The organism is Streptomyces tendae (genome assembly GCF_008632955.1).
Classification (GTDB): Bacteria; Actinomycetota; Actinomycetes; order Streptomycetales; family Streptomycetaceae; genus Streptomyces.
The window spans coordinates 5,669,190-5,696,185 of the sequence record NZ_CP043959.1; the positions used below are offsets into that span (position 1 = coordinate 5,669,190).

General features: G+C 73.5%; 19 protein-coding genes and 1 pseudogene. 4 read left to right on the top strand and 16 right to left on the bottom strand.

Annotation, left to right across the window (positions count from 1 at the left end; translation table 11 throughout):
• Nucleotides 1–130 precede the first annotated feature (130 nt).
• Both F3L20_RS26105 and F3L20_RS26110 read right to left on the bottom strand, forming a co-directional pair.
• On the bottom strand, nt 131–1,282 hold the full coding sequence (locus F3L20_RS26105; protein WP_150156423.1) for a carbohydrate kinase family protein: 1,152 nt from the start codon (nt 1,280–1,282) through the stop codon (nt 131–133).
• Nucleotides 1,283–1,413: 131 nt separating this feature from the next.
• Nucleotides 1,414–2,775 (bottom strand): glucarate dehydratase family protein, encoded by a 1,362-nt coding sequence (locus tag F3L20_RS26110; RefSeq protein WP_240810759.1) that lies wholly within the window; start codon nt 2,773–2,775, stop codon nt 1,414–1,416.
• A 298-nt stretch (nt 2,776–3,073) separates the two neighbouring features.
• On the opposite strand from F3L20_RS26110, the gene F3L20_RS26115 reads away from it, so the two are divergent.
• Nucleotides 3,074–4,420 carry an MFS transporter gene (locus F3L20_RS26115; protein WP_150156425.1) on the top strand — a complete coding sequence of 449 codons (1,347 nt, stop codon included), beginning with the start codon at nt 3,074–3,076 and terminating at the stop codon, nt 4,418–4,420.
• Between the two features lie 148 nt (nt 4,421–4,568).
• On the opposite strand, the gene F3L20_RS26120 is transcribed toward F3L20_RS26115, so the two are convergent.
• From F3L20_RS26120 to hrcA, 8 genes are all read right to left on the bottom strand, one after another.
• Entirely contained in the window at nt 4,569–5,474 is a 906-nt protein-coding gene (locus F3L20_RS26120; protein ID WP_150156426.1) for a ribonuclease Z, read from the bottom strand.
• A 3-nt stretch (nt 5,475–5,477) separates the two neighbouring features.
• On the bottom strand, nt 5,478–5,831 hold the full coding sequence (locus F3L20_RS26125) for a histidine triad nucleotide-binding protein (protein ID WP_145825651.1): 354 nt from the start codon (nt 5,829–5,831) through the stop codon (nt 5,478–5,480).
• Between the two features lie 78 nt (nt 5,832–5,909).
• Entirely contained in the window at nt 5,910–9,116 is a 3,207-nt protein-coding gene (locus tag F3L20_RS26130) for a S41 family peptidase (RefSeq protein ID WP_150156427.1), read from the bottom strand.
• Nucleotides 9,117–9,162: 46 nt separating this feature from the next.
• Nucleotides 9,163–9,705 carry a hypothetical protein gene (locus F3L20_RS26135; protein ID WP_382685913.1) on the bottom strand — a complete coding sequence of 181 codons (543 nt, stop codon included), beginning with the start codon at nt 9,703–9,705 and terminating at the stop codon, nt 9,163–9,165.
• Nucleotides 9,706–9,842: 137 nt separating this feature from the next.
• On the bottom strand, nt 9,843–10,583 hold the full coding sequence (locus F3L20_RS26140) for a 16S rRNA (uracil(1498)-N(3))-methyltransferase (RefSeq protein ID WP_150156428.1): 741 nt from the start codon (nt 10,581–10,583) through the stop codon (nt 9,843–9,845).
• Nucleotides 10,580–11,695, bottom strand: coding sequence for a nitronate monooxygenase (locus F3L20_RS26145; protein WP_150156429.1), 1,116 nt, complete (start codon nt 11,693–11,695; stop codon nt 10,580–10,582). Before F3L20_RS26145 ends, F3L20_RS26140 begins: the two co-directional genes overlap by 4 nt.
• Before the next feature lie 112 nt (nt 11,696–11,807).
• On the bottom strand, nt 11,808–12,944 hold the full coding sequence (gene dnaJ, locus F3L20_RS26150) for a molecular chaperone DnaJ (protein WP_145825656.1): 1,137 nt from the start codon (nt 12,942–12,944) through the stop codon (nt 11,808–11,810).
• On the bottom strand, nt 12,945–13,961 hold the full coding sequence (gene hrcA, locus F3L20_RS26155; RefSeq protein ID WP_145825657.1) for a heat-inducible transcriptional repressor HrcA: 1,017 nt from the start codon (nt 13,959–13,961) through the stop codon (nt 12,945–12,947). It lies immediately after the preceding gene.
• A 162-nt stretch (nt 13,962–14,123) separates the two neighbouring features.
• Here hrcA and F3L20_RS26160 point away from each other — a divergent pair, with 162 nt between their 5' ends.
• Both F3L20_RS26160 and F3L20_RS26165 read left to right on the top strand, forming a co-directional pair.
• Entirely contained in the window at nt 14,124–14,852 is a 729-nt protein-coding gene (locus F3L20_RS26160) for an MBL fold metallo-hydrolase (protein WP_150156430.1), read from the top strand.
• A 34-nt stretch (nt 14,853–14,886) separates the two neighbouring features.
• Complete coding sequence (locus F3L20_RS26165; RefSeq protein ID WP_150156431.1) at nt 14,887–15,693, top strand: DUF3097 domain-containing protein; 807 nt, start codon at nt 14,887–14,889, stop codon at nt 15,691–15,693.
• A gap of 201 nt (nt 15,694–15,894) precedes the next feature.
• Here F3L20_RS26165 and hemW read toward each other — a convergent pair.
• The 5 genes and pseudogenes from hemW to lepA all read right to left on the bottom strand — a co-directional run bounded on the left by hemW (nt 15,895) and on the right by lepA (nt 24,991).
• A pseudogene (gene hemW / locus F3L20_RS26170) lies at nt 15,895–17,122 on the bottom strand (radical SAM family heme chaperone HemW).
• A gap of 74 nt (nt 17,123–17,196) precedes the next feature.
• The gene (locus tag F3L20_RS26175; RefSeq protein WP_150156432.1) at nt 17,197–19,686 is read right to left on the bottom strand and encodes an ATP-binding SpoIIE family protein phosphatase; all 2,490 of its coding nucleotides are present in this window, start codon (nt 19,684–19,686) and stop codon (nt 17,197–17,199) included.
• Between the two features lie 245 nt (nt 19,687–19,931).
• Nucleotides 19,932–20,858, bottom strand: a complete 927-nt coding sequence (locus tag F3L20_RS26180) for a quinone oxidoreductase family protein (protein ID WP_150156433.1) — start codon at nt 20,856–20,858, stop codon at nt 19,932–19,934.
• Between the two features lie 143 nt (nt 20,859–21,001).
• Complete coding sequence (locus tag F3L20_RS26185; protein WP_150156434.1) at nt 21,002–22,876, bottom strand: AMP-dependent synthetase/ligase; 1,875 nt, start codon at nt 22,874–22,876, stop codon at nt 21,002–21,004.
• A 246-nt stretch (nt 22,877–23,122) separates the two neighbouring features.
• Nucleotides 23,123–24,991: a translation elongation factor 4 gene (lepA, locus tag F3L20_RS26190; protein ID WP_150156435.1), complete on the bottom strand. Its 1,869-nt coding sequence runs from the start codon at nt 24,989–24,991 to the stop codon at nt 23,123–23,125.
• A gap of 252 nt (nt 24,992–25,243) precedes the next feature.
• Between lepA and rpsT the strand changes: the two genes are divergently transcribed.
• On the top strand, nt 25,244–25,510 hold the full coding sequence (rpsT, locus tag F3L20_RS26200) for a 30S ribosomal protein S20 (RefSeq protein WP_024888342.1): 267 nt from the start codon (nt 25,244–25,246) through the stop codon (nt 25,508–25,510).
• A gap of 476 nt (nt 25,511–25,986) precedes the next feature.
• Here rpsT and holA read toward each other — a convergent pair whose 3' ends face one another.
• Nucleotides 25,987–26,976 carry a DNA polymerase III subunit delta gene (gene holA, locus F3L20_RS26205; protein ID WP_145825665.1) on the bottom strand — a complete coding sequence of 330 codons (990 nt, stop codon included), beginning with the start codon at nt 26,974–26,976 and terminating at the stop codon, nt 25,987–25,989.
• Nucleotides 26,977–26,996: the final 20 nt, after the last annotated feature.

Genomic DNA, 26,996 nt, shown 5'->3' on the forward strand with positions numbered 1-26,996 from the left:
CCTCGTCACGGCCGCGCAGCTGTGGGCGGCCTCGCGACTCCCAGGGTACGACGCGGGGGTGACAAGCCCGTAGACCTTTTATCCGACCGGGCGATCGACCCCGTTCGCACTCTTCCCCGAGGACGCCGTCTCAGGCCGACCGGCGGAACCCGATCGTCGGCACCGCCCGCCGCAGCGGCCAGGGTCGCACCGCCTCCTCCGGGACCAGCCCGGCCAGGAAGCCGTAGCGCCGCAGCGCGGAGGGGTCCTGGCCCTCGACCGACTGCACCCTGCGCCACCACCCGGCGATCTCCGCCCAGCCAGGCGCGGACAGCGAGCCGCCGAACTCCTGGACGGACAGCGCGGCCGTCAGTCCCGCGAAGGCCAGCCGGTCGGCCAGCGGCCAGCCCGCCAGCGTGCCGGTGACGAAGCCGGCGACGAACACGTCCCCCGCGCCCGTCGGGTCCAGCGCCTCCACCTCGATGGCCGGCACCGACGCGGTCTCCCCCGTCCGCCGGTCCACCGCGTACGCGCCCTCCGCGCCCAGCGTGACCACGGCGACCGGGACGTGCTCGGTGAGAGCGTGGGCGGCGGCGTGCGGGGTGGCGGTGCCGGTGTAGCGCATGGCCTCCTCGGCGTTCGGCAGGAACGCCTCGCAGTACCTGAGGTCGTCCAGGCCCGCCAGGTCCCACGCCCCCGTGTCGTCCCAGCCGACGTCGCCGAAGATGCGGGTGCCCTTGCGGGCGGCCTGCGCGATCCAGGGGGCGCTGCGGCCGGGGGTGAGGGAGCGACGGCGGCCCGTGCGCGGGCGGGCAGTCGGGGCGGGCTCCTCGGGGGGCGGTTCGTGGCCGTGCGAGACCATCGTGCGCTCGCCCTCGTACGCCATGGAGACGGTGACCGGGGAGTGCCAGCCGGGGACCGTGCGGGACGGGGAGAGGTCGATACCCTCGCCCTGCTCCAGCGCGTCCCAGCAGTACTCGCCGTAGTGGTCGTCGCCGAAGGCGGCCGCGAGGGAGGTGCGCAGGCCGAGCCGGGCCAGGGCGGTGGCCATGTTGGCCACGCCGCCCGGGCTCGACCCCATGCCGCGCGCCCAGGACTCGGTCCCGCGCACGGGGGCGGAGCCGAGCCCGGTGAAGACGATGTCCAGGAAGACGGTGCCGGTGAGGTAGACGTCCCAGGCGGGCCCGTCCGGGCCGCGCAGGGCGGCGAGGGGGTCGACGTGGGGCGGGCAGGGTCCCGCGGCCGGTGCCTGCCCGGCTCTCTTGCCGGTCCTCTTCCCGTTCCTCTTCCCGGTGGACGCCATCACGGTGCGCTCCCTGACGTGGTGCGGTTTCAGCCAGTGTGCACCACACCGCCGACAGGCCGGCCGCCGTCACGCCGGGACGCCCCGGGGACCGTGCCGTCCGCCGTCGCCGGGGCCGGCTCCGGGACCCGTCACCAGCGGGGCACGGTGGGCCGGGTCCAGCCCGGTTCGGCGGTCCGCATGGCCGCCGCGTCGTCGCGGTCGCGCAGCGCGCCGTCGTCGTCCAGCCACCGCCGGTGCAGGGAGGCCAGCCGGTCCCGGTCGAGTTCGACGCCGAGGCCGGGCGCGTCCGGGACCCGTACGGTGCCGCCCTCGAAGGTGAGCCGCTCGGTGAGGACGTCCTCGGACTGCCAGGGGTAGTGGGAGTCGCACGCGTGGTGCAGGTTGGGCACGGTGGCCGCCACGTGGGTCATGGCGGCGAGGCTGATGCCCAGGTGCGTGTTGGAGTGCATGGAGACGCCCACGCCGAAGGTGCGGCAGATCGCCGCGAGGTGCTGGGTGTTGCGCAGGCCGCCCCAGTAGTGGTGGTCGGAGAGGACCACCTGGACGGCGTCCCGGGTGAACGCCTCCTTGATCTCGGCGAACGTCGTCACGCACATGTTGGTGGCGAGCGGCACTCCGGTCCGGGCGGCCACCTCGGCCATGGCGGGTGTACCGAGGGTGGGGTCCTCCAGGTACTCCAGGACGTCCCCGAGTTCCTCGGCGACCTTGAGCGAGGTCTCCACGGACCAGGCGCCGTTGGGGTCGAGACGCAGCGGGTGCCCGGGGAACGCGGCGGCGAGCGCGCGGACGGCGGCGATCTCCTCGTCCGGCGGGAAGACGCCGCCCTTCAGCTTGAACGACGTGAAGCCGTACACCTCCTTGAACCGGCGTGCCTGCTCGACGACGCCCGCCGGGTCCACGGCGGCGCCCCAGTCGTCCTTCTCCGCCGGCACGCCCTCGGGGTGGTCGGCCCACTTGTAGAACAGGTACGCGCTGTACTCGACGGCGTCGCGCACCTTGCCGCCGAGCAGGGCGTGCACGGGCAGGCCGAGGCTCTTGCCGAGGGCGTCGAGGCAGGCGACCTCCAGGGCGGAGAGCACGGACAGCCGCAGCTTGTCGGCGGTCTGCACGCCGCGCAGTCCGCCGACGTCGACCTGGCCGGAGACCCGGGCGGCATCGACGGCTATGTCGTCGGCCTCGGCGAACAGCCGGTTCAGGTCGCCGGCCGGGTGTCCGACGAGCTTGTCGGCGAGCGGCCGGGCCAGTTCCAGGTACTTGGTGTCGCCGTAGGTCTCGCCGAGGCCGGTGGTCCCGCCCGCGGTCACCACCTCCACGATCAGCCGGGGGGTGTACGGCTGGTGCACGCCCTGGGTGTTGAGCAGGGGCGGGTCGGCGACCAGCACCGGGGTGAGGCGGACCTCGGTGACGGTCAGGTCGTCCCGGGAGGTGGGTGGGGTCACAGGGCGGCTCCTACGAGGTGGGTCCGGCGTCGTGCGGGGTCCTGAGGTCATCTCCCTACGTAGACGGCGTCCACGTATGAGAACGAAGGTTAGAGGGGTGAATCAGGGGCGTCAATGGGGCGGCCGACCGTCGGGCAGCGGTCGCGCAGCGCCCGCCGGAGCGCGAAAAGCGCGCTGATACCCAGACCCCCGAACACCCAAACAGAAGAGTGGCCTAGATCACATCAACCTCGCTGCCGTTGCGCCGCTCCCGCTTGATACAAATTGCCCGCGCGTTCTCGTCCGTCGACGGTCGTCGCCCCCCATCTCCTTTTTCGCACCGTCCCTTTCGCACGCCCTGGGAACGCCCGTGTTCGCCCCTCGCACCACCCCCTGGCCCCTCGTCGCCCTTTTCACGGCCGGGTACCTCGCGCCGTATCTGCTGCCCACCACGGTCGGCCGGCTGGAACGCGGCCTCGCGCTGTCGGCCACCCAGGCGGGGGCCGTCGGCAGTCTGCTGCTGCTCAGCTCCGCCACGGCCGGGTTCCTGCTGGCCTCGCACGTCGAGCGGACCGGGCCGCGGACCCTGGCCCGCCTCGGGCTGCTCCTCGCCGTCGTCGGCTACGGCGGGGCCGCCCTGACCACCGCCGTCCCCGCCGTGGTCGCCGGTGCCGTGATCGGCGGCTTCGGCTCGGGCACGGCCACCACGGTCGCCGCCACCCGGATCGCCGCCGAGAAGGACCCACACCGGGCCTCCACCCTGGGACTGCTCAGCGTGTCCGCGCTGGCGGGCGCGGTCTACCTGACGGTGCCGCACCTGCCCGGGCACGGGCTGACCCTCGCCGCCATCGCCCTCACCGCGCTCGCGGTGTGGCCGCTGACCTCCCGGCTGCCCGGCGGCACGACCGTCCCGCTCCCGGCGGAGCCGGACACCGACGCCTACGGCACCGGCACCGACCGCCTGCCGCACCGGCGTTCGGGCATGGTGCTGGCCGGGGCGATGCTGCTGTGGTCCATGGCGCAGAACGCGCTGTGGGGTGTCAGCGGACGCATCGGCGTCGACCAGGCGCACCTGTCCGAACCGACCGTGGGCGTGGTCTTCGCGCTGGCCCTGGGCGCGGGCCTGCTGGGTGTGCTGGGCGCGGGCGCGCTCGGCTCACGGCTCGGGCGCGCGCTGCCCATCGGCGGCGGCACGGTCGTCATCGCCGGCTGCATCGCGCTGAGCGCCTCGGCCGACGGGCTGGGGAGCTTCGCCTCCGGTGAGATCGCCTGGAACACGTTCTATCCGGTGGTGCTGTCGTACCTGATCGGGCTGGCCGCCTCGCTGGACCCGAAGGGCCGCTGGGCGGTGCTGGTCGGCTCCGCGTCCGCCCTCGGCACGGCGGCCGGACCGATCACCGGCAGCGTGCTGTCCGCGCTGGCCGGCTTCCCGGTGATGGGCGCGGTGCTCGCGGCGGGTCTGCTGCTGGTCGCGGTGCCGATGACCGGCGTCGCCCTGCACACCGGCGGGCGTCCGCTGCTGCCGGGTGCGGTGCGGCGGCGTGGCGGTCACGCGGCGGCACTGCTCGCGGCCACCACGGGTACGCCCACGGGGCCGGTACCGGAGGTCGGGGCGCCGGAGCAGCCGGTGGTCGAGATTCCCCTCGACGGAACGCCTGCGGCGGCGCGGGGCGCCTACGACACGGCGGCGGCCACGCGGGGGCCGGGCGGGGTGTGAGCTCCCGTGGACCGCGCCCGCCTGCCCTCCCCGAGGACGGTGGGCCCGCGTCCGGCTGCGGGGGCCGCCGCGCCCACCCGTGCCGCCCGGGGCACCTCCCACGCCCGAGGCACTGGACGAGGCACGACTGCCCGCGGCTCCGACGGGGTCACCGGCGTTTGGGCAGAGCGACGCGTTGGAGGTCTCGGGCCACGGTCAGGTCGGCGTCGTAGCCCGTGGCGCGGGCCTGGCGTTCGAACTCGTCCGGGTCCGCGTAGCGCTGGCTGAAGTGCGTGAGCACCAGATGCCGTACGCCCGCGTCGCGGGCCACGCGGGCCGCCTGGCCGGCGGTCAGGTGGCCGAACTCCACGGCGAGTTCCTCGTCCTCGTCGAGGAACGTCGACTCGATGACCAGCATGTCGCAGCCCTCGGCGAGCGCGTACACCCCGTCGCACAGCCGGGTGTCCATGACGAACGCGAACCGCTGCCCGCGCCGCACCTCGCTGACGTCCTCCAGGGCGACCCCGTCCAGGGAGCCCTCGCGCTGGAGGCGGCCGACGTCCGGTCCCTCGATGCCGTACGCGGCGAGCCGGTCGGGCAGCATCCGGCGGCCGTCCGGTTCGACGAGCCGGTAGCCGTACGCCTCGACGGGATGGGAGAGCCGGCGCGCCTCCAGCGTGTAGCCGAGGGTGCGGGCGAGCGGGCCGTCGGTGTCGACGGGGTCCTCGGCGAGGTCGACGGTCTCGCGGTAGGCGGTCGCGTACCGCAGCCGGTCGAAGAACCGCTGCCCGGAGCGCGGGTAGTGCGCGGTGACCGGGTGCGGCACCTTGTCGAGGTTGATCCGCTGGATCACCCCGGCGAGCCCCAGGGAGTGGTCGCCGTGGAAGTGGGTGACGCAGATCCGGTTCACGTCATGGGCGGCGATCCCGGCGCGCAGCATCTGGCGCTGGGTGCCCTCGCCGGGGTCGAACAGGATGCCCTCGCCGTCCCAGCGCAGCAGGTAGCCGTTGTGGTTGCGGTGCCGGGTGGGGACCTGGCTGGCGGTGCCGAGCACCACCAGTTCACGGACGGACACGGCTTATCCGGGGGGCCATTCGAGACCGCGCCCGCCCAGGACGTGGGCGTGCGCGTGCCACACGGTCTGGCCGGCGCCGCTGCCGGTGTTGAAGACGATGCGGTAGCTCTCCAGCTTCTCGTCGTCCGCGACGGCCTGCGTCTCGCGCAGCACGTCCGCGGCGAGCTCGGGCGCCGCGGCGGCGAGCGCCGCGGCGTCCCGGTGGTGCGCCTTCGGGATCACCAGGACATGGGTGGGCGCCTGGGGGTTGATGTCACGGAACGCGACGGTCGTGTCCGTCTCGCGCACGATCGTCGCCGGGATGCTGCCCGCGACGATCTTGCAGAACAGACAGTCGTCCTGAGGTTCCCCAGCCATACGCCCTCCTCGACCCGACGATCACTACAGGGGCATGCTACCGATCCGGCCCCGGGCCGTCGTGCCGCACGGGTGCGGTCACGACAGCTCCGGCGCCACCTTCGCGGGCGTCTCCTCCAGCGCCTCCAGCGCCAGCCGCACCGCCTCGTCCAGCTGGACGTCCCGCCCGGCGGCGTAATCCTGCGGCCGCTGGACGACCTCTACGTCCGGGTCGACGCCGTGGTTCTCCACGTCCCAGCCGTACCCCTCCAGCCAGAAGGCGTACTTGGGCTGGGTGACCAGCGTGCCGTCGACCAGCCGGTAGCGGCTGTCGATGCCGATGACGCCGCCCCAGGTGCGGGTGCCGACGACAGGGCCGATGCCGAGTGCCTTGATCGCCGCGTTGACGATGTCCCCGTCGGAGCCGGAGAACTCGTTGGCGACGGCGACGACCGGCCCCCGGGGCGCGTCGCGCGGGTAGCTCTCCGCGCGCATCCCGCGCGGCAGGTCCCAGCCGACGATCCGCCGGGCCAGCTTCTCCACCACGAGCTGCGAGGTGTGGCCGCCGCGGTTCTCCCGCACGTCCACGACCAGACCCTCGCGCAGCACCTCCACCCGCAGGTCGCGGTGGATCTGCGCCCACCCGGGCGCCTGCATGTCGGGGACGTGGATGTAGCCGAGCCGGCCGCCGGACTTCTCCAGCACGTAGGCCCGCCGGTCGGCGACCCAGGCGTGGTAGCGCAGCGGCTCCTCGTCGGCGAGCGGGACGACGACCGCGTGCCGGGGCTCTCCCCCGCCGGCCGGTGACACGGTCAGTTCGACGGGCTTGCCGGCCGTGCCGACCAGCAGCGGCGCCGGTCCGGTCACCGGGTCGACCGGCTGTCCGGCGACGGCGACGATCGCGTCCCCCGGCCGGATCGCCACGCCGGGCGCGGCGAGCGGAGAGCGGGCCTCCGGGTCGGAGGTCTCGGCGGGCAGGACGCGGTCCACCCGCCAGCTGCCGTCCTCGTGCCGGGAGACGTCCGCGCCGAGCAGTCCCTGCCGGGCGCCGCCGCCGAAGCCGCCGCGCGGGGTGATGTAGGCGTGCGAGGTGCCGAGTTCGCCGTGCACCTCCCACAGGAGGTCCACCAGGTCGTCGTGGGTGGCCAGCCGGCCGAGCACGGGACGGTAGCGGTCCAGGACCCCGTCCCAGTCGACACCGCTCATGTCGGGACGCCAGAAGTTGTCCCGCATGATGCGGCCGTTCTCGTCGAACATCTGCCGCCACTCGGCGGCCGGGTCGACGAACTGGCGGACCCGGGCGAGGTCCACGGTGATGTTGGTGTCGCTGTCCTCGTCGCCGGAGGCACGCCGGTCGCTGGGTACGACCTTCAGCCGTCCGTCGGTCCACAGCAGCACCCGCTTGCCGTCCCCGCTGACCTCGAAGTGGTCGGCGTCGACGGCGAGATGCTCGATGCGCTGCTGGGCGAGGTCGTAGCGCTCCAGGTCGGTCTTGGGGTCCGGGTCGTCGGGCGTGGCCCGGGACGCGCCGAGCACGCCGCGCACCGGGTGCCGCAGCCACAGCACGCCGTCCTTGGCGGCGCGCAGGTTGCTGTAGCGGGAGGCCTCGACCGGGAAGGGCACGATGCGGTCGGCCAGCCCGTCGAGGTCGATGCGCGTGGTGGGCGTGCCCTCGCTGTCGGGGGTCTCGTCCCGGTCCGGGGTCTCGAACGGCCGGCCGTGCCGCTGCGGCCCGAACGGCGACGGGGTGGTCGCCGCCAGCGCGATCAGGTACGGCCGTACGCCCTCGACGAAGGCCAGGTCGAAGACGTGCTCGTCGTAGACCGGGTCGAAGGAGCGTGTGGACAGGAACGCGAGGTGCTTGCCGTCGAGGGTGAAGGCGGGCGCGTAGTCCTGGAAGCGCAGCGGGGTCGCCTCGGTGACCGACAGGTCGGTGGTGTTGGCGAGCTTGATCTGGCTGAGCGGACGCGGGCCGGGGTGGGACCAGGCGAGCCAGGTGGAGTCGGGCGAGAACACCAGCCCGGAGACGTCGCCGTCCTCGCTGCGGTCCACCTCGCGGACCTCGCCGGTCTCCCGCTCGACGAACAGGACCCGGCCGTCGTGCGAGGCGATCGCGGCGCGGCTGCCGTCGGGTGCCATCGCCAGCTCCACGACCCTGCCGAGCTGTCCTGCCGCCAGGCGGCGCGGGGTGGCGCCGGGGGCCGGTCCGGTGGCGGGGGCGAACTCCAGGGCGTCGTCGCCCTCGGCGTCCGTCACCCACACCACCCATTCCTCGCCGTCCGCGCGGAAGGTGCGCGGCCGGCGGGCCCGTACGCCCGGGGTCGCGGCGAGCGCGCGGGCGGGGCCGGAGCGGTGGGTGACCCAGTGGACGGTGCCACGCACGCAGACGGCGCTGCCGCGCGCGGTGTGGTCGGGGGACGCGGAGCCGAACCAGCGGGCCGCGTTCACCGGGAACGGCTGGAGGTCGACGCGCTGCCCGCCGAGCCGGACGTCGAGGCGGCGCGGCTCGGCCCCGTCGAGGTCGTCGAGGATCCACAGCTCGCCGGCGCCGGACCAGACGACCCGGCTGCCGTCGGTGGCCGCGTGACGGGCGTAGAAACCGTCCAGCGGGGTGTGACGGCGCAGGTCGGAGCCGTCGGCGAGGGAGGAGTACAGCGCGCCCGTGCCCTCGTGGTCGGAGAGGAACGCGATCTTCTCCCCCACCCACAGCGGGTACTCGATGTTCCCGTCGAGATCCTCGTGCAGCCGGACGAACTCGCCGTCGCCGTCGCGGTCGATCCACAGCTTGCCGGCGGTGCCGCCCCGGTAGCGCTTCCAACTGGCCGCCTCACGGCCCATCGTGGCGGAGAGCAGCACGGTGTGCGGACCCGCCGCGACATCACCGACCGGCCCGTACGGCAGGGTCTCGGCGGGGCCGCCGTCGAGCGGCACGGCGCGCGCCCAGGTACGGCGCACGCCGGCCTGGCCGTACGTGCTCAGCGCGAGGACGCGGCCGTCGGCGGTCCAGCCGCGGACCTGGGTCTTCAGACTGCCCCAGTGGGTCAGCCGCCGGGCGGGGCCGCCGTCGACGGGGGCGATGTGCACCTCGGGCGCGCCGTCGCGGGTGGAGGTCCAGGCGACGGTGGTGCCGTCCGGGGAGATCCGTGGATGGTTCACCGGCACGTTGTCCGCGCTGACCCGCCAGGCGCGGCCGCCGTCGAGCGGGGCGAGCCACACGTCGTCCTCGGCGGTGAAGGCGACCAACTCGCCGTGCGGATGCGGGAACCGGAGGTATGCGGTGGATGCGACCGATGCAGGCTGTGTCACCTGATCACCCTATGGGGGCCGCGCCCGGTCGGGCCAGGGGTTCGGATCACTTGCCCTCGACGGGGCGACAGGAGGGGTACTGGTCGCACCACACCGTCGTCGTGACGGTCACGGTGACGGTGGGCTCGGGGCCGCGCTGCGTGGGATCGCCCACCCGGGGCGGGTTCTTGGAGTCGCAGTCGCCCAGTCCCTGGACGTGGAACACCTGCCGGCCGTCCACCTTGGCGGTGAGGTCCCCGCGCACACAGGCGCCGTTGACGGCGTGGGTGACCCTGCCGGTGACGGTGATCTCCTTGCCGGCCTCGGTCTCGCCCTCGCAGTCGACCGAGGCGGCGGTCTCCTGCGACGCCGGTGAGGCGGAGCCGCCGCGGTCGCCGAAGGACGCGTTGCAGGTGAGCCAGCGCACCTTGTCCTTCTGCCGGTTGAGCTCCTTCGTCACCGTGCCGTCGGTGGTGAGCGCGACGGCGGCGGAGCTGACGCTGCCGCCCTCACAGGCCGTGACACCGACGACGGCGGCCACGGCGAACACGACGGCGGCGGCGCGCCGCCGCCCGCGCGGCCCTCCTCGGACCCACTTCATCGCCCCCATGCACGGCAGCGTGCCACCGCCGCTCGCGCGGCGGTAGGGCGCATTGGGCCACGTGTGGCGCCCCCTCACCGGGGACTCCGGGGAGACAGCCCCTCCGGCGTTCGAGGGGCGGGGTCCGGGGGCGGCGCCCCGCGAGGTCAGGACCAGCGTCCGGTGCGTCCCAGCAGCAGCGCCGCCGCCGCCGTCCCCGCCGTGGAGGTACGGAGCACACTCCGGCCCAGCCGGTACGCCCGCGCCCCCACGCTCTCGAACAGCGCCAACTCCTCGGGCGACACCCCGCCTTCGGGCCCGACGACCAGCACGATGTCGCCGGAGGCGGGCAGCGGAACCGTGGCCAACGGCTCCGTCCCACTCTCGTGCAGCACCGCCGCGAACTGCGCTTCGGCGAGAAGTGAGGCAACCCCCTTGCTCGTCGCCGCGTCCGCGACCTCCGGGAACCGCACCCGGCGCGACTGCTTGCCGGCCTCCCGGGCCGTCGCCCGCCACTTGGCGAGCGCCTTCGCGCCCCGCTCGCCCTTCCACTGGGTGATGCAGCGCGAGGCCGACCACGGCACGATCGCGTCGACGCCGACCTCGGTCATGGTCTCCACGGCCAGCTCGCCCCGGTCGCCCTTGGGCAGCGCCTGCACGACGGTCAGCCGGGGTGTCTCCACGGGCTCCTCGGCGATCTCGCCGAGCCGCACGATCAGCCGGTCCTTGCCCTCGGTGCCCTCCACCTCACCCGCGGCCCAGCGGCCCGCCCCGTCGGTGAGGACGACCTCCTCACCGGCGCGCAGCCGCTTCACGGAGACGGCGTGCCGTCCCTCGGGGCCGTCGAGCACATGGCGGCCGGTGCCACCGGTGCCGAAGTGGTCGACGACGAAGACGGGCGCGGTCATCGGGCGCCTCCCGCCGACAACGCTGTCCGGGCGGTGGCCAGTTCGGCGGCCAGCACCTCCACCAGCTGTCCGGCGGGCAGCTCACGGGCCATCCGGTGGCCCTGTCCCGCCCACAGCGCCAGGCCCTGCGCGTCGCCGGCCTTCGCGGCGGCCTTGCGCAGCGGCGCGGTCAGGTGGTGGACCTCCGGGTAGGCGGCGGGGGCGTACGGGCCGTGCTCGCGCAGGAAGCGGTTGACCAGGGCGCGCGCCGGGCGGCCGGTGAAGGCGCGGGTCAGCTCGGTGCGGACGTAGAGGGGGTTGGTCAGGGCCTGCTTGTGCAGGGCGTGCGCGCCGGACTCGTGGGCGGCGACGAAGGCGGTGCCGAGCTGGGCTGCGCAGGCCCCGGCGGCGCACACGGCGGCGATCTGTGAGCCGCGCATGATGCCGCCGGCGGCGACGACCGGGATGCCGACGGAGTCGCGGACCTGGGCGACCAGGGACAGCAGTCCGATGCCGCCGCCGTCCGCCTCCGGGGCGTCGCGGTGGGTGCCCTGGTGGCCGCCGGCCTCGACGCCCTGGGCGATCACCGCGTCGGCGCCGGCCCGTTCCACGGCGCGCGCCTCCTCGGGGGTGGTGGCGGTGACCAGCGTGACCGTGCCGACGCGGCGCAGCGCGTCGACGACCTCGCGGGCCGGCACGCCGAAGTGGAACGACACGGCCGGCACGGGGTTGTCGAGCAGCACGGCGAGCTTGGCGTCGTAGCCGTCGTCGCGGCCGCTGTCGGGGTCGCCCAGCGCGGTCTCGTACCAGGAGGCCTCACCGGCCAGCTGGTGGGAGTAGACGTCGACGGCGGCGTTGGAGGGCGCGGCGTCAGCCGCTCCGGTGGAGCCGGTGCTCGCGCCGGGCGTCTCCGGCTGGGGCAGGAAGAGGTTGACGCCGAAGGGGCGGGAGGTCAGTCCCCGCAACTGCTTGATCTCCTGGTACATCCCGTCCGCGGTCTTGTACCCGGCGGCGAGGAACCCGAGCCCGCCGGCCTCGGACACGGCGGCGGCGAGCTGCGGCACCGAGACACCGCCCGCCATGGGCGCCTGCACGATCGGGTGCCGGAAGAGATCGGTCAGTACGGAGGACATGACCGCATGTTGTCACGTCCCCCGACCGACTCCGCATGGACCCTTCCCGTTGGCATACGCCACTTTCCGGCGGGCCGCCGAACACACCGGCGACCCTCCGCGGGAAAGCCGGTCAGCGCCCGTTGAAGGCGTCCTTCAGCCGGGAGAACAGCCCCTGCTGCCCCGGTTGGAACTGGCCCTGGGGCCGTTCCTCGCCGCGCAGCTTGGCCAGCTCCCGCAGCAGGCGCTCCTGCTCCGGGTCCAGCTTGGTCGGGGTCTGCACCTCGACGTGGACGATGAGGTCACCGCGACCGCCGCCCCGCAGATGGGTGACGCCCCGGCCGTGCAGCGGGATCGACTGGCCGGACTGGGTGCCGGGCCGGATGTCGACCTCCTCCAGGCCGTCCAGCGTCTCCAGCGGCACCTTGGTGCCGAGCGACGCCGCGGTCATCGGCAGCGTGACCGTGCAGTGCAGGTCGTCGCCGCGCCGCTGGAACTGCGAGTGCGGCAGTTCGTGGATCTCGACGTACAGGTCACCGGCGGGACCGCCGCCCGGGCCGACCTCGCCCTCGCCGGCCAGCTGGATCCGGGTGCCGTTGTCGACACCGGCCGGGATCTTGACCGTGAGCGTGCGGCGGGAGCGGATCCGGCCGTCGCCCGCGCACTCCGGGCAGGGCGTGGGCACGACGGTGCCGAAGCCCTGGCACTGCGGGCACGGGCGGGACGTCATGACCTGGCCCAGGAAGGACCGGGTCACCTGCGAGACCTCACCGCGGCCGCGGCACATGTCACACGTCTGCGCGCTGGTGCCGGGCGCGGCACCCTCACCGCTGCAGGTGGTGCAGACGACCGCCGTGTCGACCTGGATGTCCTTGGTCGTGCCGAACGCGGCCTCGTCCAGCTCCACCTCGATGCGGATCATGGCGTCCTGGCCCCGGCGGGTGCGCGAGCGCGGCCCGCGCTGCGACGCCGTGCCGAAGAACGCGTCCATGATGTCGGAGAAGTTGCCGAAGCCGCCGGCCCCGAAGCCGCCCGCGCCGCCGGCGCCGGACTGGGACAACGGGTCGCCGCCGAGGTCGTAGACCTGCTTCTTCTGCGGGTCCGACAGCACCTCGTAGGCGGCGTTGATCTCCTTGAACCGCTCCTGGGTCTTCGGATCCGGATTGACGTCCGGATGCAGCTCGCGGGCGAGCCGCCGGAAGGCCTTCTTGATCTCTTCCTGCGACGCGTCGCGGCGTACGCCGAGTACGGCGTAGTAGTCCGTGGCCACCTATGACTCCGCCAGGATCTGTCCGACGTACCGTGCCACTGCGCGTACCGCTCCCATCGTTCCGGGGTAGTCCATGCGGGTCGGTCCGACCACGCCGAGCTTGGCGACAGCCTCGCCGCCCGAACCGTAGCCGACCGACACGACGGACGTGGAGTTGAGTCCTTCGTGGGCGTTCTCGTGACCGATCCGTACGGTCACACCCGGATCCTGCGCCTCGCCGAGCAGCTTGAGGAGCACGACCTGCTCCTCCAGCGCCTCAAGGACGGGCCGGATCGTGAGGGGGAAGTCGTGTCCGAAGCGGGTGAGGTTGGCGGTACCGCCGATCATCAGCCGCTCCTCGTTCTCCTCGACGAGCGTCTCCAGGAGAGTGGAGAGCACCGTGGAGACCGTACCGCGGTCGTCGGCCTCGAATGCCTCCGGGAGGTCCTCCACCAGACTCGGCACATCGGTGAACCGGCGGCCCGCGACCCGGCTGTTGAGCCGTGCCCGCAGGTCGGCCAGGGACGCCTCGCCGAACGGCGCCGGGCAGTCGACCATGCGCTGCTCGACCCGGCCGGTGTCGGTGATGAGCACCAGCATCAGCCGCGCCGGGGCGAGGGACAGCAGCTCCACGTGCCGCACCGTCGAGCGGGTCAGCGAGGGGTACTGCACCACGGCGACCTGGCGGGTGAGCTGCGCCAGCAGCCGCACCGTCCGGGCCACGACGTCGTCGAGGTCGACGGCGCCCTCGAGGAAGTTCTGGATGGCCCGCCGCTCGGGTGGGCTCATCGGCTTGACGCCGGCCAGCTTGTCGACGAACAGCCGGTAGCCCTTGTCGGTGGGGATGCGCCCGGCACTGGTGTGCGGCTGGGCGATGAAGCCCTCGTCCTCCAGGGCCGCCATGTCGTTGCGCACGGTGGCCGGGGAGACGCCGAGGTTGTGCCGTTCGGTGAGCGCCTTGGAGCCGACGGGCTCCTCGGTGCCCACGTAGTCCTGGACGATCGCGCGCAACACCTGGAGCCTGCGTTCACTGAGCATCGCGCACACCTCCAGCTGGCTTCCGCCGGTAACGGCTCTGGCACTCTTCGCACGCGAGTGCCAGACTTCCCCGGCCCAGTGTACGGCCGGGAGGTACGCCCCCGGCAAGGCCGGTCCGTGCCCGCGTGCCCGGCGTCGTCGTCCCCCGCTAGCGTCCCGGTCATGACCGTGACTTGGGAAGAGTCGGGATGGGAACAACTGGCGCCGGGGGTCGGGCGGTGCCGGCTGCCGGTGTGGGACTGCACGGCGGGGCTCGTGGTGGGCGCCGACGGCGTCCTGGCCGTCGACGCGGGCTCCGCTCCGGCCGAAGGCGCGCGGTTGCGGACCGCGGCGCGGGAGCTGACCGGTCGCCGTGTGACGCATCTCGCGCTCACCCATCCCCACTTCGACCATGTCCTCGGGGCGCCGGCGTTCGCGGACGCCGAGGTGTACGGCGCGGTCGGACTGGACGCGGCGCTCGCCGGGCGGGGGCGCGAGGAGCTGCGCGCGGACGCGGTGCGCTGGGGACTGGACCCGCGGGTGGCGGACGAGGCGGTGGACGCGCTGACGCCGCCCCGGCACGCGGTGTCCGGGGAGCGGACGCTCGACCTGGGCGGCGGCCGGCAGGTGCTGCTGGCGAACGTGGGCCCCGGCCACACCGCCCACGACCTCGCCGTCCTGGTGCCCGGCGACCCGGGGGTCGTCTTCTGCGGCGACCTGGTCGAGGAGTCGGGCGAACCGCAGGCCGGACCCGACGCCGTACCGTCCCGCTGGCCGGCCGCGCTGGACCGGCTGCTCCGGCTGGGCGGCGAGGACGCGGTGTACGTGCCCGGTCACGGAGCGGTGGTCGGCGCGGCGTTCGTCCGGGCCCAACGGGACGCGCTGGCGGCCCGGTTCGGCGTGTCGGACTGATCGCCCCCGGCACGATCCTCGTATCGTCGGCGGAATGCGCCAGTACTCCGCCGATCTGACCCCTCCGTGGAAGAAGTCGCAGCCCGCCCCCGAGGTCGCCGCCGAGCCGGGCCTCGTGGTGGAGGAGCCCGGCACCGGCTTCTGCGGCGCCGTGATCCGCTGCGAGGCCGGCACGGTCACCCTGGAGGACCGCTTCGGCAAGCACCGGGTGTTCCCGCTGCAGCCGCGCGGGTTCCTGCTGGAGGGGCGCGTCGTCACGCTGGTCCGGCCCGCGTCCGGTCCGGCGCGGCCCACCCGCACGGCGTCCGGCTCGGTGGCCGTCCCCGGCGCACGGGCGCGCGTCGCCCGCGCGGGGCGCATCTACGTCGAGGGCCGGCACGACGCCGAGCTGGTCGAGAAGGTGTGGGGCGACGACCTGCGCATCGAGGGCGTGGTGGTGGAGTACCTGGAGGGCGTGGACGACCTGCCGTCGATCGTCGAGTCCTTCGGCCCGGGGCCGGACGCGCGGCTGGGGGTGCTGGTGGACCACCTGGTGCCGGGCTCCAAGGAGTGGCGGATCGCCCAGGCGGTGACGAGCGAGCACGCGCTGGTGGTGGGGCATCCGTACATCGACATCTGGGAGGCGGTGAAGCCGGCGTCGGTGGGGATCGAGGCGTGGCCTCGGGTGCCGCGGGGGGTGGACTGGAAGACGGGGGTGTGTGAGGCGCTGGGTTGGCGGGTGGCCCACACGGGTGAGGCGTGGAAACGGATCCTGGACTCCGTCCACTCGTACAAGGACCTCGAGCCCCAGCTCTTGGGCCGGGTCGAGGAACTGATCGACTTCGTCACGGCACCGTCGTGACACCCGGGTTCTTCGCCCCCGCCGCCCCTTCCCGTCCCGTCCCTGGGGGCTACGCCCCCAGACCCCCTTGTCGGCCCTGGCGGGCCCTCGTCCTCAAACGCCGGACGGGCTGAAATCAGCCCTCCGGCGTTTGAGGAGCGGGGTCCGGGGCGGAGCCCGGGGTCGGGTACGGGAAGGGGCGGCGGGGGCGAAACCCTCTGGTCAGTCGACCAGGTCGCGGACCACCGCGTCCGCCAGCAGCCGCCCCCGCAGGGTGAGGGCCGCGCGGCCCTCCGCGAAGGGCTCGGGACGGAGCAGACCGTCCGACAGCGCGCGCCGCGCAGCGGCGAGCCCCTCCTCCCGGAGAAGATCCAGCGGCACCCCGTCCAGCAGCCGAAGCTCCAGCAGGATCCGCTCGACCCGCTGATCCTCGGAGGACAGCACCTCCCGCCCCCCCCGGCGACCCACCGCGGCCAGCGCCCCCGCATACGCCCCGGATGCTTCACGTTCCACCACCGCACCCGCCCACGTGCGAGTGCGCCCCGGGCCCGGCCCCCCACCAGTCGGCCCCCCGCCAGTACAGCTCGTTGTGCAGGCAACGCCCCGCCTCCGAGGTCGCCCAGTTCGACACCTCGTACCAGGAGAACCCCGCCTCCGACAGCCGCTCCTCGGCGATCAGATACCGGTCCGCGTGGACGTCGTCGTCCGTCATGGGCACCTCGCCCCGCCGGATCCGGCGGGCCAGCTGCGTACCCTCCTCGACGATCAGCGCGTACGCGGACACGTGGTCCGGTCCTGCGCCGATCGCCGCGTCCAGCGACGCCCGCCAGTCGTCGTCGGACTCCCCCGGCGTGCCGTAGATCAGGTCGAGGTTGACGTGTTCGAACCCGGCCGCGCGCGCCTCGGCGACGCACGCCTCGGGCCGGCCGGGGGTGTGCGTGCGGTCGAGGACCTTCAGCACGTGCTGCCGGGCGCTCTGCATGCCGAAGGAGACGCGGTTGAACCCGCCGGCCCGCAGCTCCGCCAGGTAGGCGGGGTCGACCGACTCGGGGTTCGCCTCCGTCGTGATCTCGGCGTCCGGCGCCAGCCCGAACTCCTCACGGATCGCGCCCAGCATCCGTACCAGGTCGCCGGCGGCGAGCAGCGTGGGCGTGCCCCCGCCGACGAACACCGTGCGCACCGGCCGCGGGTCGTCGCCGAGCACCTTGCGGGCCAGGCGGACCTCGTCGACGAGGGTCCCGGCGTAGTTGTCGCGGGAGGCCAGCACGCCGCCGCTGCCGCGCAGCTCGGTCGCGGTGTAGGTGTTGAAGTCGCAGTAGCCGCAGCGGGTCGCGCAGTAGGGGACGTGCAGGTAGAACCCGAGGGGACGGTCGGCCGCGCCCGCGAGCGCGGACGCGGGCAGCGCGCCGTCGGCGGGGACGGGCTCGCCGTCGGGGAGTGCGGAAGGCATGTGCTCCATTGTCCCGCACCCCGCCCGCTCCCCTTCCGCGCCGCCTGCGCCGGGGCCCGTGCGCCCCGGCGCGCTCACTCCGCCTGGAGCACCAGCAGGGCGAGGTCGTCCGCCGGGGGCCGCGCCCCGAAGTCGTGCACCAGCCGGGTGATCCGTTCCGCTATGGCCCCGGCCTCCATGCCGGCGCAGCCCGCCAGCGCCGTGGCCAGTCCGTCGCCGTCGTCGAACTGCCGTGACCCGGAGCGCCGCTCGGTGACCCCGTCGGTGACGCACAGCAGGCTGTCGCCGGAGTACATCTCGAAGGTCTCGCTGGTGTATGTGGCGTCTTCGACGACCCCGAGCAGCGTCTGCGGCTGGGCGACGGTACGGACGGCGCCCTCGGGGTCGAGCAGGAGGGGCAGGGGGTGCCCGGCGGAGGCGAGGGTGCAGCGCACGCCCCCGTCGAAGGGGACGAGCTCGCCGTAGAGGAGGGAGAGGAAACGGGTCTGGGGGCCGTCGCCGGGGGCGGTCGGGCGGGCCCCGGCGGCCACCAACGCGCGGGCGGCGGCGTCGGCGGCCTCGGTGGCGTCGTCGAGGAGGAGCTGGTTGAGCCGGTCGAGGACGTCGGCGACGCGGTAGCCCTCGCGGGCGAGCAGCCGCAGCCAGGGCCGGACCAGTCCGATGACGACGGCCGCCTCGGGTCCCTTGCCCTGGACGTCGCCGACGGCGAAGCACCAGCGTCCGCGGCCGGCCGGGAAGAGGTCGTAGAAGTCGCCGCTGGGGCCGCCCTTGTCGCACGGTTCGTGGACGAGGGCGCTGCGCACGCCGGGGATCTCGGCCACGGCGCCGGGCAGCAGGCCGCGCTGCAGCACGGCGCTGATGGTGGCCTGGCGGGCGTACTGCCGGGCGGCGCCGATGGCGAGCGCGACCCGTCGCCCGAGGTCCTCGACCAGCCCGGTGATCTCGTCGGGGAAGCGGTCGATGCGGCCGCGGCCGATGACCAGGGTGCCGAGCGGGCGCCCTCCCGCGACGAGCCGGTAGGCGAGCGCGGTCCCGGGCGGCGCGGAGGCCGGCCCCTCCGCAGCGCGCCCACCGGCCCCACCGGCGCCCTCCCCCGGCCCGAGGCCCGCACCCACCGAACCGGGTCCCGCGTCCGCCGGGCCGGGATCGTCGTACGCCGGGCCGGAGCCCACGCCCACCGGGCCGGAATCCGCGGTCACCGGGCCAAGATCCGGGCCCACCCCGCCCGGATCCCTGCCCACCGAGCCGAAGCCCGCATCCACCGAACCGGATCTCGCGTCCACCGAGCCGGTTCTCGCGTCCGCCGGGCCGGATGTCGAACTCACCGATCCGGGGCTCGCGTAGGCCCGCCCGGGACCCGCATCCACCGACCCGGAACCCTCGTACGCCGGCCCGGGACCCACGCCCACCGAGCCGGGACCCGCGTACGCCGGCCCGGGACCCACGCCCACCGAGCCGGGACCCGCGTACGGTCCGGAGCCCGCACCCACCGGCCCGGGATCGGCGCCCGGCGACCCGGGATCGCCCCCCACCGCGTCAAGGTCCGCGTCCGCCACGGCGGCGGGCGCGGGCCACGGATACGGCACGGGACCCGTGCCGAGCGGGTCGTCGGGGTACGGCGGCGGGTTCCCCTCCAGCGCCCGGCTCAGCTCCTCGACGTACTGCTCGCCGGCGTGCCAGACGCGGGCGAGCCGACCGCCGGTGCGGATGCCGCCGGGCCGGCCGCCGAGGGCCGTGGTCTCGTCCTCCAGCCAGACCGCGCACCAGTCGGCGAGCCGCGGCACGATCAGCTGCCCGGTGAGGGAGGCGACCAGGTCCTCGTCGAGCTGTCCGGCGAGCAGGTCGGAGGCCTCGGCCAGGAAGGAGAGGGCGCCCCGGCCCAGCCAGGCGCCGTCCCGGCCAGGGCGGCGGGCCAGCCAGTCGTCGCCGTAGGAGGCGGCCCGCCAGGCGTCCCGGGTGCCGTCGCGCGGGCCGGTCCCTCCCCGGGGTGCGAGGTGGCCGGAGGCCAGCTGGGCGGCGGCCCGCAGGTCCCGCGCCGGGTCGCGCTCCCCGGCGTACGTCGCGGCGGGGTCGCCCGCCGCGTCGTCGTGGTTCGCCAGCCGCGCCCACACGGTCTTGGTGCCGGGGCGGTAGGTGATGCCCCAGGACTCGGCGAGCGCGGCGACCAGGCGCAGGCCGCGCCCGTACTCGGGGGTGTCGTGCGCCGGTGCCTCCGGCGCGCCGTCCTGCGGGGCGCGCGCGGGGTGGTGGTCGGCGACCTCGACGACGAGTGCGCCGGTCTCCTCCTCCAGCCGGCAGGTCAGGTGCACCTCGGTGCCGGCGTGGACGACGGCGTTGGTGACGAGTTCGCTGGCGACGAGGGCGGCGTCGTCGCCGACCCGGCCGGTGAGGAGGTCGGCGCCGGGCGGCGCGAGCTGCGCCCATTCGGTGAGCGCCTTGCGCAGCAGGGCGCGTGCGGAACCGGGGGCGAGGGGACTTCCGGGCAGCGTCGCCTCCACCCGCGTGCACCCCCGCACGTCGGGGGCGCACGAGGTGGTCTCCCGTTGGGTCGGAATGGCCCGCATGGGCAGCTCCCCGGGCAGTTCGTACGAATAGAACCTCGTCGCTGCCGACAGGGTGACAGAAAGGACCCGCCCATAAGCGTGGAGTCACGAAAGTGGATCGCTTGCCAGGGGGACAGTGTTCCGTTTTCGTTCAAGAACGGAGACGTAACCGCTCGTTCTCGGTCATCGGGGAACGCGGAGGCACACAGCCCGCGCCGACCGGGAAGAGCGGCGCGGGCGTGTCCCTCAGGAGTCCTCAGAAGCCCTCAGGAGAAGTCGAGGACCACGCGGCCGCGCAGTCCGCCGGCTTCGAGCAAGCGGTGCGCCTCGGCCGCGTCGGACGCCGGAAGCACCTTGGCGACGTGCAGGGACAGCACGCCCTTCTCGGCCTGCCGGCGCAGGGTGTTCAGCAGGGCGGTGTCGGTGGCGACGCTCGCGACGAAGACCGGGGTCACCGTGATGCCGTGCTCGTCCGGCCCCTGCCATCCCCTCAGCTCGACGAGGGTGCCGCCGTCCGCCACGGCCGGGACGACCTCCTCCCGCTGGTCGGAACCGTCCACCAGCCCCGGCACGCCGTCCGGCAGCAGCGCCCTGATGCGCTCGGCCACGTCCGTGCCCCGGTCGACCAGATGGTCGGCGCCGAAGCCGCGGACCAGGTCGCGGTCGTGCGGGGCGGCGTCCGCGACGACCGTCAGGCCGTCGGCCTTGGCCAGTTCGACCGTGTACGCGCCGGTCACGGCGACGGTCGCGCCGGCCGGGAGGGCGAGGGTGTCCAGGGCCAGCCGCGCGGTGGCCGCGTTCATCAGCAGGGTGGAGGCCTCGGGGTGGTCGGACCCGGCGGGCGCGGGGACGACCGACGCGGCGGGCACGACGATCTGCTCGGCGTACGCGCCGCCCTCCGGACGGGTGGGCAGCACCAGGGCGACGACCCGCTGCCCCACGGCGAGCCGGTCGTCCACGCCGGGACCGAGCTTCTCGATCACGCCCGCCGCGTCCATGCCGGGCAGGAACGGCGGCGGAACGTCCCGCATCCGGGCGGCGTGGCCGCCGGTGCGCATCATGACGTCGGTGGGGTTCACGGCGGCCGCGTGCACCCTGATCCGGACCTCGCCGGGTCCCGCTTCAGGCACGGGCAGCTCCACCTCGCGCAGGACGTCCGGGCCGCCGTAGGTGCTTAATCCGATTGCCTTCATGGCGTTGGGCAACCGCACCTGCCCCCGATCGATTCCCGGCGCGGCGCGGACGTCGGCGGCGGGGCCCGGACCGCACCGGTCCGGGCCCCGCCGTCACCGCTCCGAGGTCGGCCGGAAGAACGCGTCTCCCGGCCGACGGGGCGTCACTTCTCGCGCGCGCCCTCGTACATCTCCTCGATGAGGTGCTTGTACTCGCGCTCCACCACCGGGCGCTTGAGCTTGAGGCTCGGGGTGATCTCGCCGTGCTCGACGTCCAGGTCGCGCGGCAGCAGGCGGAACTTCTTGATGGTCTGCCAGCGCTGCAAACCCTCGTTGAGCTGCTTGACGTAGCCGTCGACCATCTCGACCGTGACCGGGGCGGCGACGATGTCCGCGTAGGACTTGCCCTCCATGCCGTTCTCCGCCGCCCAGGCGGTGATGGACTGCTCGTCGAGCGCGATGAGGGCGGTGCAGTAGTTCCGGTCGGCGCCGTGCACCAGGATGTTGGAGACGTACGGGCAGACCGCCTTGAACTGGCCCTCGACCTCGGCGGGCGCGATGTACTTGCCGCCGGAGGTCTTGATCAGGTCCTTCTTGCGGTCGGTGATGCGCAGGTAGCCGTCGGCGGACAGCTCACCGATGTCACCGGTGTGGAACCAGCCGTCCTCCTCCAGGACCTCGGCGGTCTTCTCGGGCAGGTTGTGGTAGCCCTGCATGATGCCGGGGCCGCGCATCAGGATCTCGCCGTCGTCGGCGATGCGGACCTCGGTGCCGGGCAGCGGCTTGCCGACGGTGCCGGTGCGGTAGGCCTCGCCGGGGTTCACGAAGGAGGCCGCGGAGGACTCGGTGAGGCCGTAGCCCTCCAGGATGTGGATGCCGGCGCCGGAGAAGAAGTAGCCGATCTCGGGCGCGAGGGCGGCGGAGCCGGAGACGCAGGCGCGCAGCCGGCCGCCGAAGGCCTCACGGATCTTGGCGTAGACGAGCTTGTCGGCGAGGGCGTGCTTGGTGCGCAGTCCGGCCGGGGCGGTCGCGCTGCCGGTGCGGCGGAAGTTGTCCTGCGTGACCTTGGCGTACTCGCGGGCGACGCCCGCGGCCCACTGGAAGATCTTGTACTTGGCACCGCCGCCGGCCTTCGCCTTGGCGGCGACACCGTTGTAGACCTTCTCGAAGATGCGGGGCACGGCTGCCATGTAGGTCGGCTGGACCACGGGCAGGTTTTCGATGATCTTGTCGACACGGCCGTCGACCGCGGTGACGTGGCCGACCTCGATCTGGCCGGAGGTGAGCACCTTGCCGAAGACGTGCGCCAGCGGCAGCCACAGGTACTGCACGTCGTCGGCGTGGACCAGGCCGGTCGCGGCGATCGCCTTGGCCATGTACGACCAGTTGTCGTGCGGCAGGCGCACGCCCTTGGGGCGGCCGGTGGTGCCGGAGGTGTAGATGAGGGTGGCGAGCTGGTCCTTGGTGATCGCCGCGACCCGCTCCTTGATCAACTCCGGCTCCTTCTGGAGGCGGGCGGCGCCGCGCTTCTCCAGCTCGGCCAGGCTGATCACGAAGTCGTCGGTGTCGACGCCCTCCGCGTCGACCACCACCACGCGGGTCAGATCGGGCAGCTCGTCGCGCTTGGCGACGGCCTTGGCGGCCTGCTCGCCGTTCTCCGCGACGAGCACCCGGCTCTGCGAGTCGGACAGGATGTACGCCGACTCGTCGGCGTTGGTCTGCGGGTAGATCGTGGTGGTGGCGGCACCGGCGCAGAGGATGCCGAGGTCGGCGAGGATCCACTCGACCCGGGTGGAGGAGGCGAGGGCGACCCGCTCCTCCGCCTGCACGCCCAGTTCGATCAGGCCGGCCGCGATCGCGTGGACCCGCTCGGCGGCCTCGGACCAGCTGAGCGACTTCCAGTCGTCCGGGCCCTCCCCGGAGGCCGGTGGGACCGGGTAGCGGTAGGCCTCGGCGTCCGGTGTGGCCGCCACACGCTCCAGGAAGAGGGTCGCCACGCTCGGCGGACGGTTCTCGATCAGTGTCTGTGTGTCGCTCACGACATCCTCCGGGGCCCGCGACGGTGCGGCTGGCTCAGTGCGGCTGGGGTTTCCTCGCGTCGTTGTTTAACTCGCGAGTAACTATCGAGCACGGACAGAGTAAAGGTCGACCGGCCACTGCGTAAGGGGCCACGGCCTGTAACTTCACACAGACAGCCACGTGACCGACACACAGGGCCCGCCGCACGTGCGCGCGGCGGGCCCCCGTTTCGCCCGGTTTGCGGAGTGACCCGCGGTAACAGGCGGTTACTTCTTGCCCTTGCCCGATCCGGCGTTCTCGTCGCTGGACAGGACGGCGATGAAGGCCTCCTGCGGGACCTCCACGGAACCCACCATCTTCATCCGCTTCTTGCCTTCCTTCTGCTTCTCCAGCAGCTTCCGCTTACGCGAGATGTCACCGCCGTAGCACTTGGCCAGCACGTCCTTGCGGATGGCGCGGATGGTCTCGCGGGCGATGACCCGCGAGCCGATGGCCGCCTGCACGGGCACCTCGAACGCCTGCCGCGGGATCAGCTCCTTCAGCTTGGCGACGAGCCGCACGCCGTACGCGTACGCCTGGTCCTTGTGGGTGATCGCGGAGAACGCGTCCACCTTGTCGCCGTGCAGCAGGATGTCCACCTTGACCAGGCTGGAGGTCTGCTCGCCGGTGGGCTCGTAGTCGAGGGAGGCGTAGCCGCGGGTCTTGGACTTCAGCTGGTCGAAGAAGTCGAAGACGATCTCGGCGAGCGGCAGGGTGTAGCGGATCTCGACGCGGTCCTCGGAGAGGTAGTCCATCCCCAGCAGCACACCGCGCCGGGTCTGGCACAGCTCCATGATCGCGCCGATGAACTCGCTGGGCGCGAGGATCGTGGCGCGCACGACCGGCTCGTAGACCTCGTCGATCTTCCCCTCGGGGAACTCGCTCGGGTTGGTGACGGTGTGCTCGCTGCCGTCCTCCATGACCACGCGGTAGACCACGTTGGGCGCGGTGGCGATCAGGTCCAGGCCGAACTCGCGCTCCAGCCGCTCGCGGATCACGTCCAGGTGCAGCAGGCCGAGGAAGCCGACGCGGAAGCCGAAGCCGAGGGCGGCGGAGGTCTCCGGCTCGTAGACCAGGGCGGCGTCGTTGAGCTGGAGCTTGTCCAGGGCCTCGCGCAGCTCCGGGTAGTCCGAGCCGTCCAGGGGGTAGAGGCCCGAGAACACCATCGGCTTGGGGTCCTTGTAGCCGCCGAGCGCCTCCACGGCGCCCTTGTGCTGGCTGGTGACGGTGTCACCGACCTTGGACTGGCGGACGTCCTTCACACCGGTGATCAGGTAACCCACCTCGCCGACGCCGAGGCCGTCGGCCGGCAGCATCTCGGGTGAGTTGGTGCCGATCTCCAGCAGCTCGTGGGTGGCGCCGGTGGACATCATCCGGATGCGCTCGCGCTTGTTGAGCTGGCCGTCGATGACACGGACATAGGTGACGACACCACGGTAGGAGTCGTAGACCGAGTCGAAGATCATCGCGCGGGCGGGGGCGTCCGCGACGCCGACCGGCGCGGGCACGTCGGCGACCACGCGGTCCAGCAGCGCCTCGACGCCGAGACCGGTCTTCGCGGAGACCTTCAGCACGTCGTCCGGGTCGCAGCCGACCAGGTTCGCCAGCTCCTCGGCGAACTTCTCCGGCTGCGCGGCCGGCAGGTCGATCTTGTTCAGGACCGGGATGATCTGGAGGTCGTTCTCCATCGCCAGGTACAGGTTGGCGAGGGTCTGCGCCTCGATGCCCTGGGCCGCGTCGACGAGGAGGATGGTCCCCTCGCAGGCCGCGAGCGAACGGGAGACCTCGTACGTGAAGTCGACGTGCCCCGGGGTGTCGATCATGTTGAGGATGTGCGTGTTGCCCTTGTCGTGGGTCGGGGCCCACGGCAACCGCACCGCCTGGGACTTGATCGTGATGCCGCGCTCACGCTCGATGTCCATGCGGTCGAGGTACTGAGCGCGCATCTGCCGCTGCTCGACCACACCGGTCAGCTGGAGCATCCGGTCGGCGAGCGTGGACTTGCCGTGGTCGATATGGGCGATGATGCAGAAATTGCGGATCAGCGCCGGGTCGGTACGGCTCGGCTCGGGCACATGGCTGGGGATCGCGGGCACGCAGGGTCCTGATTCTTGAGGCGTCCGCATACGTGTGCTTGTCCGTCTGCGGTCTCGGGTCGGATCGATACGTAGCCTCCATGGTCCCACGCGTGGGGACCGGGGACGGGTTTGGGCCACCGAATCGGCCGCTGGTAGTGTGGGGGGCTGTGTCTCATGCCCTCTCAGCGCGAGGCACACCCCAAGAAATCACCCGGCACGGAATCCGTGCGGCCCCGTACGGCCCGTGCCAGAACCTGTAGAGGCTCATTCGTGGCGAACATCAAGTCCCAGATCAAGCGGAACAAGACCAACGAGAAGGCGCGGCTGCGCAACAAGGCCGTCAAGTCCTCGCTGAAGACCGCGATCCGCAAGGCCCGCGAGGCCGCTGCCGCGGGTGACGTCGAGAAGGCCACCGAGTACCAGCGCGCTGCCGCGCGTCAGCTCGACAAGGCCGTCTCCAAGGGCGTCATCCACAAGAACCAGGCCGCCAACAAGAAGTCGGCGCTGGCTCAGAAGGTCGCGGCCGTCAAGGCCTGAATCACCCTGATCTGATCGCCGGCGGGACCCGGGCGGGCCCTCTCTCATCCGCCCCCGGCCGGCACCACGAGCTCGTACGCGGCCTGCGTTCGCCACGCGGGTACGAGTTCATCGGCTTCATCCGAAGGCCCCGTCTCCTCACCCTTCCCCAGGGTGGGAGCGGGGCCTTCGGCGTTGCCGCCGCGCGGGAGCGGGCTGCCATGGCCCCTCCAGGACCGGGGCCCGCCCCGCCCCGCCCTGCTCACGGCCGGAGGGGGCGCTCGTCAGCGGGGGGCGGCGGGGGCGTGCGCCTGTGAGGCTGGCGGGCGCGTTCGTCAGTGAGGCCGGCGGGGGCGCCCGCCTGTGAGACCGGCGGGGGCGTCCGCCCGTGAGGCTGGCAGGCGCGTTCACCGGTGAGGTCGGCGGGGCTGTCCGTCAGTTAGGCCCGGGGGCGTCCGCCCGTGAGGCCGGCGGGCGCGTTCGTCTGTGGGGCTCTGTCACGCCCGGCCGCGGGAGCGGGCCGCGCGGGCGATGGTGACGACCGCCTTCTCCAGGGCGTACTCCGGGTCGTCCCCGCCGCCCTTGACGCCCGCGTCCGCCTCGGCGACCGCGCGCAGCGCCACGGACACCCCGTCCGGGGTCCAGCCGCGCATCTGCTGCCGCACCCGGTCGATCTTCCACGGCGGCATGCCCAGCTCGCGCGCCAGGTCCGCGGGCCGGCCACCGCGCGCCGAGGACAGCTTGCCGATGGCCCGTACGCCCTGGGCCAGCGCGCTGGTGATCAGCACCGGGGCCACGCCGGTCGACAGCGACCAGCGCAGCGCCTCCAGGGCCTCCGCCGTGCGCCCCTCGACCGCCCGGTCCGCGACCGTGAAGCTCGACGCCTCGGCCCGCCCGGTGTAGTACCGGCCGACGACGGCCTCGTCGATCGTGCCCTCGACGTCCGCGACCAGCTGCGTCACCGCGGAGGCCAGCTCACGCAGATCGCTGCCGATGGCGTCGACCAGGGCCTGGCACGCCTCGGGCGTCGCCGACCGCCCGGTGGTACGGAACTCGCCCCGCACGAAGGCCAGCCGGTCCGCCGGCTTGGTCATCTTCGGGCAGGCCACCTCCCGCGCGCCCACCTTGCGGGCCGCGTCGAGCAGCCCCTTGCCCTTCGCGCCGCCCGCGTGCAGCAGGACGAGGGTGATCTCCTCTGCGGGTGACGCCAGGTACGCCTTGACGTCCTTGACGGTGTCGGCCGACAGGTCCTGCGCGCCCCGCACGACCACGACCTTGCGCTCCGCGAACAGCGAGGGGCTGACCAGCTCGGCGAGGGTGCCCGGCTGGAGCTGGTCCGGGGTCAGGTCGCGTACGTCCGTGTCGGGGTCGGTGGCCTTCGCTGCGGCCACCACCTCCCGCACGGCGCGGTCGAGCAGCAGCTCCTCCTGGCCCACGGCGAGCGTCACGGGGGCGAGGGGGTCGTCGGATGCGTTCTTCCTGGCCATCGCCGACAAGCATCCCACGG